We start from the raw sequence: 14,033 nt of genomic DNA, 5'->3' as shown, positions 1-14,033 counted from the left end.
TAATTTACATTATTTACGTTTCAATATTCTGCAACGATAGCGTTTCTGGAAGGGTTGAAACAAAAAGACCCGAGCTTGCACTCAGGTCTTTAGGCTTCTTTCAATAACAGACTAGCCGCTTTGACTCTCTTTTGCGTGACGCAATTGAGAGAGGTATTTCACCCAACTATCTGCTTGAGTGGATGGTTCAATCTCATTGGCTCGTTTCGCGTTAGCGAGGGCATCGTCGAGTCGCTTTAATTTATAGTACGCACGAGTCTTCACCAATGCGACATCCGCTTTGCGTCCAGGAACGTTATCTAAAGCGACAAGCGCATCTTGATAATGACCTTCCTGAACTAACAGTTGCGACAGATTCCAATAGTATTGACGATCCAATTTGGCTGCTACGCGCCAACTATCAATCGACTTCTGCCACTCTTTCGCTATTTGCCAATACGTCGCTTGTTGTGCTTTCAGTTTGCTGTCTGAGTTAATGTCATTTAACTCAGCCAACACTTTCGCTGCTCGCTCCGGGATACCACGCTTGCCATACAGCTGAGCAAGAAGTTTCAAGTCATCTTGATTCAAGGTAACGCCTTGCAATTTAGCAAGGGCTAGAGAGTCAAGTGCGCGCTTGTCATCATCCACTCGCAAATAAAGCGCAACAAGTTGTCGCCACCACTCCACACGCTCTGGCTCAATCGCTATCAAACGTTTGATCGTACCTATTGCGGGTTGCCACTTTTTCAGTTCAAGTTCCGCAGACAATTTGATCGACAGTGGTGCCATCTTATCTGGCAGACCCAACTTCTCGTATCGAGCCATCGCAGAAAGCACTTTGTTCCATTGATTTAGCTGATAGTGGGACTGTGCGATACGCAACCAAATATCGTGCGATTTTTGCTTCTTTGACACTGATTTGCTCAAGTCGTAGTAGTGAGGCAGAGCTTTAGTAAACTGCTGCTCGTTGAGCAACATGTCGGCCAGCATCTTACGTGTTTGCCAAGCTTGCTCGTCGTTCAAAAGACCGCTATTTACTGCGCTCTCCAGTTGTTTGATAGCCGGCTTAACTTGCTCATTTTGCCAATAGAAAATACCCAGCATCCGAGCAACAAACGCTTGATCATATTCGCGAGATAAGTCGAGGCTTTCAAGCGTGGAGATGGCTTCTTGCAGCTTTTCTTCTTGCGCTAGGTTATGAGCACGCTGAACGCGAGTTGCTGTGTACTGACTCAGTTCATTCGCGACAGTGGTAAAAGCACTCAGGCTTAATACTGCACCAATTAAGAATTGCTTCATCATTTGGCTAACTTGAACTCCACTCTTCTGGTTTGCCCAAAGCGCTCGACCGCAACACCGTTTTCGACTTTCGGCTGATACTTCGACTTCTTCAATGCACGAATGGCTTCTTTTTCGAACATTCTCTTAGGCTTAGCATCAATCACTTCGATATCTTTAGGGCGGCCTGTCGCATCGATTGTAAAGCGCATCGTCACGTAGCCTTCTATCTTCCGCTTAACCGCTTTACTTGGATAGCGAGGCTCTGGGCTGTATAGCATCATTGCCTGTTGGTTACCCATGGTACCTTTCAGGTTCGGTGCACTGATCGCAATACCATCCAGTGCGGTGTTCAGACCCAATGCACTGATTGGCGTTACTTGGCTCATTGGCTCTGCTTGAGTTGCAGCTTGAGACAAATTCATCGGCTCTGGCGATTTTGGTGGTTCAGGCTGCTCAGGTACAGCGCGTTGACGACGTTGCACATCAGCATCGTTCTCTACCATCACCATATCAAAGCGCACCGCCTCCGAAGGTTTAGGTGCACGTTGATTGCCTTTATCGATCATCCACGCCATAAAGCTAAACAGGCTCACCGCAATCATTATTGACGCTGGTAGTGCGAGTAACAGCCTGCCCATTAAGGTTTCTCCGCCGCCAACGCGATGTTCTTCACGCCTGCACCCTTTGCCGCATCCATCACTTTCACAACCGTACCGTTGTAAGCATGTTCGTCAGCTTGAATCACAAGCGACGCGTCTGGCTGCTCAAGCAATAGGTGCTCAATGGCGGCTTCCACACGCTCGATATCTACCAAACGTTTATCGATGTACACGTCATTTGCTGCGGTTACCGCGATAAAAATGCCCGCGTCTTTTTGACTAACCACGTTCGATGCTTGGGGGCGATTCACTTCCACACCAGACTCTCGCACAAATGAGCTAGTCACAATGAAGAAAATCAACATGATGAAGACAATATCCAGCATCGAGGTTAAGTCGATCTGTGCTTCATCCTGTCGATGAGTTCTACGTCCGAGTCTCACTTCTGACTCCTTAAAGATTGTTCTAACTGGAGGGCTTTGCGCTCACACACCTTGCTTAAGCGCGCATGCACAAACATGCCAGCAAGTGCTGCAACCATACCTGCCATGGTTGGCAGCGTCGCAAGTGAAATACCCGAAGCCATCAATTTTGGATTACTGCTGCCTTGTGTAGCCATCACATCAAACACCGTGATCATGCCAGTCACCGTTCCCAATAGACCAAGCATTGGACAGATCGCCACAAGTACTTTGATGGTTGAAAGGTTTTGGTTCAGTTCAATGTGCGCTTTGGCAATCCATCCTTCGCGGATTTGATGCGCGTACCAAGAGTGATGATCGGCTCTTGCTGACCACTGCTTAAAAAGCTGTTTCTTCACCTTTGGAAATTCCGTTGTTAGGTAAAGAACACGCTCCATCACCAGTAACCAGCACACCGCAACAACGGCTGCCAACCACCATAGAATTTGGCCACCTTGTTGCATGAAGCGCATCAAAGTTGAGGCCCAATCCTGACTGATCAAACCCAATGTGTTGAGTAGGATCTGCTCCATTACGCTGCGTTCTCCGCTACAGTGTTCGGTGCTTTTTGACCTTTTGCCATATCACGCTCCGCTTGCTCTGCCACAAGACCAATGCCCTGCTTCTCAAGGATATTGCGAATGTTCTCAGCTTGAGAGCTCAATACGTTGTGTGCCAGAAGCAGCGGCATCGCAGCAACCAAGCCAAGTACAGTGGTAACAAGTGCCATTGAGATACCGCCAGCCATGACTTTCGGATCACCGTTACCAAACTGAGTGATCACTTGGAAAGTTTCGATCATGCCTGTTACCGTGCCCAGTAGACCAAGCATCGGTGCCAGTGCCGCAAGCAGTTTCAGCATCGACAAACCTTTTTCTAGATGCGTTTGCTCATCCACCACCGCTTCTAATAAACGAAGCTCTAATGCTTCAACGCTACGATGTTTGTCTTTTTGGTATACCGCAAGGATACGACCAAGTGGGTTATCTTCTGGTTGAGTTGGATTCTTAAGCTGTTTGGCGATTTTATGACGGGCAATCATTAGTGATACACAGCGAACCAACGCAATGATCAAACCAATCGCTAACAAGCCAAGAATGATCTGACCAACCACACCACCAGCGTTCAGGCGATCGGCCATCGTTGGCGAGTTTGCTAGTTGCTCAAGGAGTATGCCGCGAGAGGGGTCAATCACCACTGAGTTGATGTCACCGGTCTTTAAGCTGCTTGCTGTTGGACCATTTTCTGGTTGGCGAAGGTAATTCACCGCATCACCGCGTTGACCGTTCCACTTCACGTAACCAGCGTCACTTAGCAGCGCCAATGAGCCAAGGCGAACACCGTTGACCGTTTGTTCACGACCTTCACCATCAAGCAGAGTGAATGACACCTTCGCCAGCTCACCACTTGCGTTAACTTGCTCTTCCATACTGCGCCACATCGCGTCAAGCTGCGGCAACGTTGGTAGTGATTTAGCGGCAACGATATCGTCGATAATTTGCTGGTATGAGTTTGCATCTACACCAGTAACAGAATACTTAAGTTCTGCTTCCAGCTCTTTAGCATTTTGACGAACCACACCAAATAGCTCACCCAAGCTGCCAGTTTCAAGGCGTAGCTTTTCTTCTAACTGCGCAAGTTCCGCTTCATTTTCACTGAACGTCACCGCTAGTGTATCGGCTTCTGCTTGCAGCGCTGATCGCTCAGCCACAAGCTTGTTTTTCATTGCTTGCAGCTCTTGTTGGGTTTGCATAAAGCCAGACTCACGAGCGACGTTGTGCGACTGTTGTTGACGATTTTCTTGTTGCGCTTTCTGCAGCAAGGTTTTGTTCGCTGAAGCTTGAGCATCGCTTGCAAATGTGGCGTGAGAGAGAAGCGCAGTACAAGAAATCAATGCGACCGATAGCCATTTCTTCATCATTTATTTGCCCTCCGCAACGTTTAGAGACACAGGCAAAGTAAGCATGCTCGGTGCGATCTGTTTGTTTGCCATCGCAAAGGCTTTATCGAGATCTGACTTTTGATTAGGATCAACCGCTTGCCACACATTTTGTTGCTGTGACCAACGCCAGAAATGTTCACCTGACAAGCTACGTGCAATAAGCGATACGCGGCCTAGGTAAAGAATATCAGCTTCAATTTGGTCCTTGCTACCCAAGGCGATCTTACCTTGGTAAACACCGACCTTAGTGCCGTAATCCATTTCAATTTGGTACGCTTCTAAAATACGGCGGAATTTTTCAGCATCTGCGACATCTGCGCGGATCATCATAGCATCGAGTTTTTCGATACGCGCTGCACGCTGCGCCTTACGAATTGGCTTATCCTCCGCCACAATCGTTTTAAGACCATCGAGCATGTGGTACATCAAAGGCACCACGCCTTGACGAGTCTGAGCAATCTGCCCAATTTGCTCGTTAAGACTTTCTACTTCTTGGTTTTGGCTATCAACAAGGCTCGCGAGGTGGTTGCGATAAATTGTCAAATTGCTGACTTCTTCCTGCAGCTGTTCAATCTCAGCTTCTAAAGTCAGCGCTTTTTCTGCACTTATATCAATGCGCTTTTGGCTCACTGCCGACGCTTGGTTAGTTTTACTCTGCATGGCTTGTGCATCGTTAAGATTTTCCGCGTGAACGGGAATCAAAACCGATGAGAGCAACAACGCAATACTTGATTTCATTAGATTCATACGAGTTTACATATCTTAATTCTAGAAACACTATACCCAAGTAATCTCAAGGTTCGCGTTTCAACGAAAATTACTTGGGTATAGCAAAGGGGAAGCCTACCCCTCCCCTTTCTTCGTCAGCTTATTCAGTACTTGAACTGGATTGTCGCCACATAATTTCGGCCTTCGCCGATCACGACCTCACCCGCTCCTGCTTGTTGGCTATTCGTGCTACCACCACCAGCGAAGTAATGAGTATCAAACACGTTTTCCACATTGAGTCGAGTCACGATATCCAAGTTCTCATCATACTTGTATGTGTACGCCACGCCCATATCAATGCGAGCATACCCATCTTTCTTAAATGTGTTCGCTGCGTCTCCGTAGCGCTCACCTTCATAAAATAAACCTAGGTTTACATCGGTGTTACTGTGAACGTTGTAGCTAGACCAAACACTTGCTGAAAACTCAGGAACGTCTGCAGGGCGATTGCCTTTGTAATCCGCACTTTGCGTGATTTCCGCATCTAAGTACATGGCAGAGGCCGTTAGTGAAAGCGCATCCGTCACAAAACCTTGCACTAAGATTTCTGCACCACGGTGTACTTGCTCACCATCCTGAGTCTTCTTGTACATCACATCGCCACTAGCATTCACACCGTATTCAACATCCAACGCGATGTTTTCTAAGGTGATATCGAAAAACGCCCCCGTAACGTATAGACGCTCGTCAAACAATTCCCACTTTGTGCCCACTTCGTAAGAGAGTCCACGTTCGGCTTCTAGATCTTCACCATCGTTAGTGTAATCAGTGCTATTAACTGTACCTTGAGGCATAAAGCTCTCAGAGTACTGGACGTAAATCGAGCCGTTGCTTGCTGGGTGGAAAATCACACCTAGCTTTGGTGATACTTGGCTTTCAGTATGCTCATCAGTGCGCTTTTCATCGTAACGAACCCCCGCAAGTACTTGCCAGTGATCGTTAATTGTCATCATATTTTGCGCATAGATACCCCAAGTATCGTACTCAGATGTAGACTCTTTTGCTTTTCCTGAGTAACCAGGGCGAGGAACAGTCTGACCAGGTTCAATTTCAACTGCTGAGTAGTATTCTTGAAAGCGGTCATATTTGTAGTCTAAATAGTTAGCACCGATCAAAAATGTGTTTTCACTACCAAGCAGAGAAAAATCTGTGGTCACATCTAAATACGCCGTATCAAATACCCAATTATCTGTACGCTCATTTCCTGAATGAATGATCTTGTTATCTTGAGCGTATTTACTGAAACTTGGATAAGATTCCACATCAAAACGTTCGAAGTCTTGACGGTTATAACCCGCTTTCACATTTACGCTATCTGTCACTTGCGCATTGATATCGATGCCGTAGTTTTCTACATCGTTGTCAATTTTTGACCATTGTGCATCCCAGATGTACTTATCACCACGGACTGGTTTACCGTCCACAATGTATGCACCTGAATCAACACTTCCGTCATCTTTAGTACGGTCATAGTGAGCCGACACCATGATATCTTCCGTGATGTCGTATTCCACAACCAGACCACCTACTACGCGGTCAGTCTGTGGCTTAGTGCCATCACCGTATTCACGCCATGAGCCGTAGCTCTCTTTAGCAAGAATCGCACGCGCACGCAGCGTTTCTGCTTCGTTAAGTGCGCCACTCACATCCAACACTGTGCGAGAGTGATCATTTGAACCAATATCTTGGCTCAAATGAGCTTGTGTTTCTGTTGTTGGCTTCTTCGAAACCATGTTTATAAGGCCGCCTGGTTCAGAATTGCCGTAAAGGAGACCTGAAGGACCTTTAAGAACTTCAACTCGCTCTAAAAGCTCAATTGGTTGACGGTAGTGTGACCAGTGCTGGCTCCCATCGCGCAGGAAGCCATCCGAGCTGCTCAGTTCAAAGCCACGCAACGAGAAACGCTCACGGTTACGGCTTGTGCCTCCCGCACTGACACTCGCATCGTTTTTCAGGACTTCACCTAATGTGCTGGCACGTTGCTCATCGATAACCGCTTCATCAATCACAGCCACTTGCCCTGGCGTTTCCAGTTGCATCATTTCCATGCGCATTGCCGTACTGTTGGTATCGGCTTTGTAACCGAACTCGCGCCCTTCTACCACTAAGTGCTCATCTGTTTTTTGAACTTCTGCCACTGCAGGCGCTGCTAGCACTGCACCGATCACTAATGCCAACTGGCTCTTAGTAAACATATCCTTCACTCCGGTTATTTTCGGGCCACACATTCCACCAGTGCGATTCCCTTTGAATTATTTTAGGCGCGAATATAGATGATAATAATTACCATTAGCATTAAATTTACATTCTTTGCATTTGGATTGTTGTGTAGAGAGATCGGAATTCATAGCTCTTTTGAGCAAGTAGCTGAGCCCCTCTATCATTTCGCTACTTTGTTATTGTCGAAACGACAAGGTAACCACAAGCCCCCCCTTCATCACGGTTAGATGCAGTAACGGTGCCTCCCATCATTCGCATCGATTCCTTTACAATGGCAAGCCCTAGCCCATAACCGCTTTGCTTTTTGTCTCGGGAGGCGTCCAATCGAGTAAATGGATCAAAGATATCCGAAAGTTTACCCTCAGGGATACCAGGACCATTGTCAGCAATAGTGATAATGACTTCACGATGTGTTTCGATATTCTTATCCGCTAGTGAAATGTCTATTCGCGCAGAATCGCCGGCATATTTAATGGCGTTTCCTACTAAGTTGTTCAAACAACGTAGCACTAAATTTTCATCACATTGCACAGTCGTGTTCACTGCATCACAAACAAATGTCAATGCTTGCGCTGGTTTCAAATCGATCTTACAACGCTCCACTTGAGGAGCAAGTAACTCTTCTAAATCACTGGACGTTATTTTTGTGCCGTAATGTGCATTCTCCAGTCGACTAAATTCTATGATTTCACCGATCAAATGATTCAGTTCGTTGGATTCTTCTTCTAGCCGTGTCACTAAACTTTGTTCGCTTTCCCCAACACGTTTACGCAATAGATGTAAGACTAAGTTTTGACGAGCAAGTGGGGTACGAAGCTCATGAGAAACGTTACGAATCAGACGACGCTGCTTTTCAGCCAGAGAATGCATCTCTTTAGTCATATTATCGAAGTCACGAGCTAGCTCGTTAAACTCGCGAATATTGGATTTCAACTCATTTACGACACTGACATTAAAATCCCCATTCGCTAGCTTTTTGCTCGCCTCTCTTAATCGATCCAATGGTTGTTGCAAATGTCTTGCTAGAAGCAATGAAAACAGCGCCAATATCACCGCCGCAATCACTACCTTTAACACTCTGAAATACAAAACAAAATCATGATCCGGATGCAACTGGTGAGGCAATTTAATAACTAAGCTATTGTTATTCACTAAGGGAATATTGATGATCGGTCGACTTACTCTACCTTCGAGTTGCTCATCAAGGCTTCTTTTGAATCTCAGTTTAAATTCAAAGTATGGATGCATCATTCGATGCGTTAACGGCTGATAGTTTTCATCCAAGACAAACAAATAGAAGTGCTGTGCACTCGCCCAATCTGCGAGCTCATCCATATCACCATCTTCGATAAGAACATTCGCTTGATGGGCAAGATCCAACATTTCTGCTTTTACACTCAGAGGGATCTTCAACATGGCCCTGACTAACGCTTGTTCAGCGACCGCCTGAACGGCCAAAATGCTAAAAACGATGGCGGTCATGTAAGTAAAGAGCTGGAAAGCAAGACTACCTTTACGCTGAACAATATAAGGAGGGCAAGCCAATTTCATCAACTAGCCACAACCTCAAGGTAGCTGTAGCCTTTGCCACGAAACGTCTTAATGTGCTGCTTCGATAGACCAGCACCCACTAATTTTCGGCGGATATTACTGATATGCATATCTAAATTACGATCGAAAGGACAAAGCTCTTTCTTCAATACCTTGATTTGCAATTCCGCTTTCGAGATCACCACTCCCTGATTCTTCACTAAATAGTTCAATAGCTCAGCTTCGGTACCAGTAAGCGGTAAGCTATTCAGTTGCTCACTGATGCTTTGTACGGTGCCGTACATCACCTGTCTTTGTCGCTCTAGCCCCACTCGACGAAGAATCGCTTTAATTCGCATCAATAACTCTGCAACGTTAAATGGCTTGCCGATGAATTGATCGGCTCCAGATTGGTAGCCCTCTAACATCGAGTTTTCATCATTCAAAGCAGTCAGCATCAAAATAGGCGTCGCAAAACGCTGACAGATACGACGTGCAACCTGCATACCACTAAGGCTAGGTAACATCACATCAAGAAGAACGATATCCACCGGCATCTCTTCCATATGCTGAAGAGCACTCTCCCCACAATGAACGGACGAAACGGTATACCCCTCTTCCTGCAATACTGCTTCTAATAATTCACACAATGGAACATCATCATCTACGAGCAAAACACGAGACATCACAAAACCAATACACAAACGCAAATAACAATAATTCGTATTTTATTGCTCATTCGAAAATTTAACAATCTCACTTTTTATGTTTTTTTCGGCGGCTCATAAACGCAAAAATGCCCACTTTCCTGTGGGCTCTCACACGTAAGATATGCCTCTTTCTAGCAGAAAATCACATCCTTAGTCCTGTAGCCTTTGCGACATCTTCAACAATCATTCGTAAATGGGTACTTATTGATTGAAGCGTTTCTAGCTCATCTTCATTAAATGGATGAATCAGTACTGAGTCTGCGCCCTTCTTACCCACAATCGTAGGCAAACTGAGTACAACGCCATTTATGTCATATTGCCCTGACATCATGGTGCCAACTGGAAGCACCGAGCGCTCATTAATTTTAATGGCTTGAATAATGCGAAACACACTCGCTGCAATGCCATGAACAGTATTGTGTTTACGGCGAAAGATTTCATAACCTGCCTGTTTTACGGCTTCAAGTAATTCATCGGCGTCGATCCGTTCAATATTATGAGCATCACAATAGTAATCAGCCGATTGTCCAGCGATAGAAATCACACTCTTGGGTATAAAACAAAGACTACCATGCTCACCTAACACATAACCAAAGACATTCTTAGGATCCAGGTTCACTCGATTTGCAACAATACTCATCAAGCGTGCTGTATCAATGACACAACCGCTACTGATCACTTGGTTCGTATCAAAACCCGTATTCATCGTAATAAAATGTGCGACAATGTCACAAGGATTTGATACCACGATAAGTATTGCATTAGGCGCAACTCGCTCCACTTTGTGTGCGATCTCAACCCCCACAATTGCATTAATTTCCGCGATATCGATACGAGTCTGACCTTGTTTGATTTGTGCACCAGCGGTAATAACCACAATATCTGCTTCCAACAAATCCAGATAATCATCACTAGCGGTAATATGTGTATTCTTAGAAAAGGTCAATGCAGCAGTATGCCGAAAGTCGAGAACTTCCCCTTCTGCTCGTTGTAAATGGTTATCCAATAGAACTAATTCACGTACGCTACCCAGGGTCAAAAGATAATTGCATACCCCAACGCCAACCGCTCCTGCGCCAATCACACCAATTTTCATGCTGCTCTCCCTGATAATTAAAGGATGTATTCACACAGTCATTGCCTTTAAAAAATGGGTGGTAAGCGTATAAAAGTCCAACCATTTATATTACTTCAAGTTGCATTCCCAACAGGTTTGTCCATCGTAAGGACGACTAAGTAAGGGCGTTTTGTCCCTAAAATGCGCGAATTAAGCATGATTTATCTCTTTAGATACTGAGCTATCCCTATGTTCTGATTAAAAAAGGAGTACAATCTGAACCAATCACTTACAAAGTAAAAATGTATATGCAAACGCTTTTAATTGGCCACCGTGGCGTGGCAGGAGAATTCCCAGAAAATACCAGAGCCAGTGTTCAAGCCGCCATCGATCTCGGTCTTAATTGGGTCGAAGTCGATGTCCAACCAACCAAAGACAATGTACTGGTTGTTTGCCATGATCATAAGGTAAACCGATGCAGCAATGGCCAAGGACGTGTCGATGAACTGACATTAGAACAACTGAAGGCCTTAGATTTTGGAAGTTGGTTTAGCCCTGATTTTTCTAACCAGAAAATCATGACGCTTTCTGAGTTGCTTACTCTTGCTGCTGAGAATGAACTCAACTTAAACATTGAAGTTAAGGTTGACCACCATCCCGCAGAACAAGTGGCTAAAACGCTTGCACACACACTGGCTAAAGGGGCACTATCTAAAGAAAAAATGCTTCTATCTAGCTTCAGCCCTGAAGTCATAAAAGCACTATATAAACATTGCGGTGGTCACCGCCTAGGGGTACTCAGTGAATTTTTTACCAAGAAAGATCGGCTATTACTGGAAGAAGTGAATGCTTATAGCTGTAACCTCAACATTAACTGGGTACGCGCACGCCAGATCAAAAAGCTCCAGCAAGCCGGTTACAAAGTAATGTGCTATACGGTAAATAACCCAAGGAAGCTAAAGCACCTACCGCAACTGGATGGTATCTTCAGTGATTATCCTCGCCGATTCATGGATTAAATGCTATTTACACTCTCGCTCGGGAACCTACGGAAAGAAAAAATTACCATTCAATGGAAATCGGGGTTCCCATTTTTACCAGCTTAATAAACTCTTCCATTTCTTCATTAGTAATTGCAATACAACCATTCGTCCAGTCAAAACTCTGAATATACTGAGAAGATTGCGTCTCACCATTCTTAAGACCATGGATTTTTATATCGCCGCCAGGTAACACTCCCTTTCGATGCGCTTCAAGACGGTCAATTGCGTCTGGGTAGCTGATATGTACAGAGCGGTAAAACGCTGAATCTTCGATAATGTAGTCAAGCGTATAGTCTCCCTCAGGGGTACGATTATCGCCCTCTTCTTGTTTGTGTCCCTTAGGATTAGCCCCTAACGCTATACGATATTCCTTAACGACTACGCCTTCTTCCAACAAGTACATTCTGCGCTTCGATTTATCTACTTTGACAAGATCGACTGCCGCCTGTGCACCCATAGATAAAAAACAACATAAGAATAGAGACAACCACTTTATCGACATCGTTTGAAACGCCTAACCAACACAAAGGAATACAAAAGAAAGGCAATGCTAGTCAGAAGGCCATATTAAAGCAAACTTAATATCAGCAAATTTAACTACTCAATGCTTCCATGAAGTCTTACTTTATATACCCAAGTGACTTCAAGATGCAGGATTCAGAGCGCTGTCATTGATTCCTTATTTACCGAAAGTAAGCAAGGAAAACAACGCAGTGTAATAGCCTGCACTTTCCAAGTTGTATGACGCATAAATCGGTTCAATGACACGCTCCCGAAGGGCCCTCGTTGCAAATAGTAAGGGACCTGGCTCGTATACTTGTGTTGCCGATTTTTGATTTAGACCCACGAGACCTTAAAATCGCCGCTTACATAAAGCCTACCAACGCACTCGAGACGCTAACTTTTCTCTAGAGGGCTTAGTTGGCTTTAATTTCTATGGTAAAAACGTTGGGGTGGTCGGCACGGGCAAAATTGGCATCGCGACAATGCGTATCTAAAAAGGGCTTGGCATGGAACCGCTGTGCTATGACCCATACGAAAACCCACTCGCAATAGAGATGGGAGCTCGTTACTGTACAATTGAAGATATTTACACTCACGCGGATGTCATTTCTCTTCACTGCCCAATGAGTATAGAAAACTACCACCTTCTGAATGAACACTCCTTCGCAAAAATGAAAGATGATGTAATGATCATTAATACCAGTCATGGGGAACTGCTTGATTCTGTCTCGGCAATCGAAGCACTGAAACAAGGCAAAATAGACACGCTCGGGTTAGATGTTTACGACAACGAAAAAGACTTGTGCTTCCAAGATAAATCGAATGATGTGATTGTCGATGACGTTTTCCGTCGCTTATCAGCATGCCATAACGTATTGTTTATGGGTCACCAAGCTTTCCTCACGTATGAGGCTCTCAATAACATTGCTTCTGTTACGTTGAATAACGTCAAAGCCTTCTTCTCTGGAGTGACTTCAGGCAATGAATTAATCAAGTAAATGGAGATATCAAGCAGTATAGTAGAGCGTAGAAATTCAGCTATGCTATACTCCTCGACTATTAAAAATTTGAGTCCAATTACCATGAGCATTAAAACTGATATTCAAAAGCTACACAACCGTCTAGATACATGCCAGCGTAAACTTGACGGGGCACGTTCTCGTGGTGATCAAGAAATGATTACTAAATTCACGAATGAAGTTGAAGAGCTTACGAAGAAGCTAAATCAATTAAAACACAAGCAAACTTACGAGCTAAACAAAGAGCGTAAAAGCCTGCTTGATATGCCATTCTCTCGTGAAATCACTAAAGAAGAACAGGCTGATATCGGCAAACTAAAGAAACGCGTTCGCGGCCTAGTCATCGTTCACCCTTTAACGAAAGTGGGTAAAGAGCTGCGCCTAGATGTGATGACAGGTTTTGCACCAAAAGAGTTCTAATTGCCACATCAAGCATCTGATATTGAAAAGCCCAAACTATTAGCGTGGGCTTTTTTATACTTGAAATTCAGTTAGTTTCAATAAGTAACCGTACAACGAACTGGTCGGTCATTTCTCATCGCATTTGAGAGTTATATTTCTAACCGGAGACGTAACTGAAGGAAATTGCTAAATGGCAAAACGACGAAAGCCCGTTGATTTCTCAACGGGCTTTCTATGTAGTGGCGGAGAGATAGGGATTTGAACCCTAGGTACGCTATTAACGTACGCCGGTTTTCAAGACCGGTGCTTTCAACCACTCAGCCATCTCTCCGCAAATTGTTACTAAAACTTAGTCTGACACTAACGATGCTAATTTTAGTTTGCTTTTAGAATCCTCTAAAAGCGATATTAAAGCCTGGCGATGTCCTACTCTCACATGGGGAAGCCCCACACTACCATCGGCGCTATTTCGTTTCACTTCTGAGTTCGGCATGGAAATCAGGTGGGTCCAAAAT

The 14,033-nt window shown here is 44.8% G+C and carries 12 protein-coding genes, 1 tRNA gene, 1 rRNA gene and 2 pseudogenes; 3 read left to right on the top strand and 13 right to left on the bottom strand.

Annotated features, from left to right (window positions below):
- Nucleotides 1-111 precede the first annotated feature (111 nt).
- The 10 genes and pseudogenes from AK966_RS12735 to AK966_RS12690 all read right to left on the bottom strand — a co-directional run bounded on the left by AK966_RS12735 (nucleotide 112) and on the right by AK966_RS12690 (nucleotide 10,589).
- Nucleotides 112-1,284 carry a hypothetical protein gene (locus AK966_RS12735; protein ID WP_119464282.1) on the bottom strand — a complete coding sequence of 391 codons (1,173 nt, stop codon included), beginning with the start codon at nucleotides 1,282-1,284 and terminating at the stop codon, nucleotides 112-114.
- Nucleotides 1,281-1,901: an energy transducer TonB gene (locus AK966_RS12730; RefSeq protein ID WP_119464281.1), complete on the bottom strand. Its 621-nt coding sequence runs from the start codon at nucleotides 1,899-1,901 to the stop codon at nucleotides 1,281-1,283. Before AK966_RS12730 ends, AK966_RS12735 begins: the two co-directional genes overlap by 4 nt.
- A complete protein-coding gene (locus tag AK966_RS12725; RefSeq protein WP_099078335.1) occupies nucleotides 1,901-2,305 on the bottom strand; it encodes a biopolymer transporter ExbD in 405 nt (134 codons plus the stop codon). The genes AK966_RS12730 and AK966_RS12725 overlap by 1 nt, the downstream gene beginning before the upstream one ends.
- Nucleotides 2,302-2,856, bottom strand: coding sequence for a MotA/TolQ/ExbB proton channel family protein (locus tag AK966_RS12720; RefSeq protein ID WP_099078336.1), 555 nt, complete (start codon nucleotides 2,854-2,856; stop codon nucleotides 2,302-2,304). The genes AK966_RS12725 and AK966_RS12720 overlap by 4 nt, the downstream gene beginning before the upstream one ends.
- Nucleotides 2,856-4,244, bottom strand: coding sequence for a MotA/TolQ/ExbB proton channel family protein (locus AK966_RS12715; protein ID WP_119464280.1), 1,389 nt, complete (start codon nucleotides 4,242-4,244; stop codon nucleotides 2,856-2,858). Before AK966_RS12715 ends, AK966_RS12720 begins: the two co-directional genes overlap by 1 nt.
- Nucleotides 4,245-5,012, bottom strand: a complete 768-nt coding sequence (locus AK966_RS12710) for a DUF3450 domain-containing protein (protein ID WP_182852669.1) — start codon at nucleotides 5,010-5,012, stop codon at nucleotides 4,245-4,247. It abuts the gene before it with no gap.
- Nucleotides 5,013-5,137: 125 nt separating this feature from the next.
- Nucleotides 5,138-7,228: a TonB-dependent siderophore receptor gene (locus AK966_RS12705; RefSeq protein ID WP_119464278.1), complete on the bottom strand. Its 2,091-nt coding sequence runs from the start codon at nucleotides 7,226-7,228 to the stop codon at nucleotides 5,138-5,140.
- A gap of 201 nt (nucleotides 7,229-7,429) precedes the next feature.
- Nucleotides 7,430-8,804: pseudogene (locus tag AK966_RS12700) on the bottom strand (histidine kinase sensor domain-containing protein).
- On the bottom strand, nucleotides 8,804-9,469 hold the full coding sequence (locus AK966_RS12695) for a response regulator transcription factor (RefSeq protein ID WP_119464276.1): 666 nt from the start codon (nucleotides 9,467-9,469) through the stop codon (nucleotides 8,804-8,806). Before AK966_RS12695 ends, AK966_RS12700 begins: the two are co-directional and overlap by 1 nt.
- 166 nt (nucleotides 9,470-9,635) lie before the next feature.
- Nucleotides 9,636-10,589 (bottom strand): lactate/malate family dehydrogenase, encoded by a 954-nt coding sequence (locus AK966_RS12690; RefSeq protein WP_119464275.1) that lies wholly within the window; start codon nucleotides 10,587-10,589, stop codon nucleotides 9,636-9,638.
- A 269-nt stretch (nucleotides 10,590-10,858) separates the two neighbouring features.
- On the opposite strand from AK966_RS12690, the gene AK966_RS12685 reads away from it, so the two are divergent.
- Nucleotides 10,859-11,569: a glycerophosphodiester phosphodiesterase family protein gene (locus tag AK966_RS12685; RefSeq protein WP_099078356.1), complete on the top strand. Its 711-nt coding sequence runs from the start codon at nucleotides 10,859-10,861 to the stop codon at nucleotides 11,567-11,569.
- A 43-nt stretch (nucleotides 11,570-11,612) separates the two neighbouring features.
- Here AK966_RS12685 and AK966_RS12680 read toward each other — a convergent pair whose 3' ends face one another.
- Nucleotides 11,613-12,095: a murein L,D-transpeptidase family protein gene (locus AK966_RS12680; protein WP_099078343.1), complete on the bottom strand. Its 483-nt coding sequence runs from the start codon at nucleotides 12,093-12,095 to the stop codon at nucleotides 11,613-11,615.
- Nucleotides 12,096-12,450: 355 nt separating this feature from the next.
- Here AK966_RS12680 and AK966_RS12675 point away from each other — a divergent pair.
- Together AK966_RS12675 and AK966_RS12670 are read left to right on the top strand one after the other, a co-directional pair.
- A pseudogene (locus tag AK966_RS12675) lies at nucleotides 12,451-13,095 on the top strand (NAD(P)-dependent oxidoreductase); the annotation flags it as partial.
- Between the two features lie 84 nt (nucleotides 13,096-13,179).
- Entirely contained in the window at nucleotides 13,180-13,536 is a 357-nt protein-coding gene (locus tag AK966_RS12670) for a YibL family ribosome-associated protein (RefSeq protein WP_119464274.1), read from the top strand.
- Between the two features lie 222 nt (nucleotides 13,537-13,758).
- Here AK966_RS12670 and AK966_RS12665 read toward each other — a convergent pair.
- A tRNA-Ser gene (locus tag AK966_RS12665) sits at nucleotides 13,759-13,849 on the bottom strand.
- 82 nt (nucleotides 13,850-13,931) lie between these two features.
- A 5S ribosomal RNA gene (gene rrf, locus AK966_RS12660) occupies nucleotides 13,932-14,033 on the bottom strand; the annotation flags it as partial.

Origin of the sequence: Vibrio sp. PID23_8 (genome assembly GCF_003584965.1) — a bacterium.
GTDB lineage: Bacteria > Pseudomonadota > Gammaproteobacteria > Enterobacterales > Vibrionaceae > Vibrio.
Note: the sequence above shows the minus strand (reverse complement) of the source record. Positions and strands in the feature narration are given on the sequence as shown.

Bases quoted from the DNA above. Each gene is read 5' to 3' on its own strand.
- AK966_RS12735 (WP_119464282.1), bottom strand. From the start codon at position 1,284: ATGATGAAGCAATTCTTAATTGGTGCAGTATTAAGCCTGAGTGCTTTT.
- AK966_RS12730 (WP_119464281.1), bottom strand. From the start codon at position 1,901: ATGGGCAGGCTGTTACTCGCACTACCAGCGTCAATAATGATTGCGGTG.
- AK966_RS12720 (WP_099078336.1), bottom strand. From the start codon at position 2,856: ATGGAGCAGATCCTACTCAACACATTGGGTTTGATCAGTCAGGATTGG.
- AK966_RS12715 (WP_119464280.1), bottom strand. From the start codon at position 4,244: ATGATGAAGAAATGGCTATCGGTCGCATTGATTTCTTGTACTGCGCTT.
- AK966_RS12710 (WP_182852669.1), bottom strand. From the start codon at position 5,012: ATGAATCTAATGAAATCAAGTATTGCGTTGTTGCTCTCATCGGTTTTG.
- AK966_RS12705 (WP_119464278.1), bottom strand. From the start codon at position 7,228: ATGTTTACTAAGAGCCAGTTGGCATTAGTGATCGGTGCAGTGCTAGCA.
- AK966_RS12695 (WP_119464276.1), bottom strand. From the start codon at position 9,469: ATGTCTCGTGTTTTGCTCGTAGATGATGATGTTCCATTGTGTGAATTA.
- AK966_RS12690 (WP_119464275.1), bottom strand. From the start codon at position 10,589: ATGAAAATTGGTGTGATTGGCGCAGGAGCGGTTGGCGTTGGGGTATGC.
- AK966_RS12685 (WP_099078356.1), top strand. From the start codon at position 10,859: ATGCAAACGCTTTTAATTGGCCACCGTGGCGTGGCAGGAGAATTCCCA.
- AK966_RS12680 (WP_099078343.1), bottom strand. From the start codon at position 12,095: ATGTCGATAAAGTGGTTGTCTCTATTCTTATGTTGTTTTTTATCTATG.
- AK966_RS12670 (WP_119464274.1), top strand. From the start codon at position 13,180: ATGAGCATTAAAACTGATATTCAAAAGCTACACAACCGTCTAGATACA.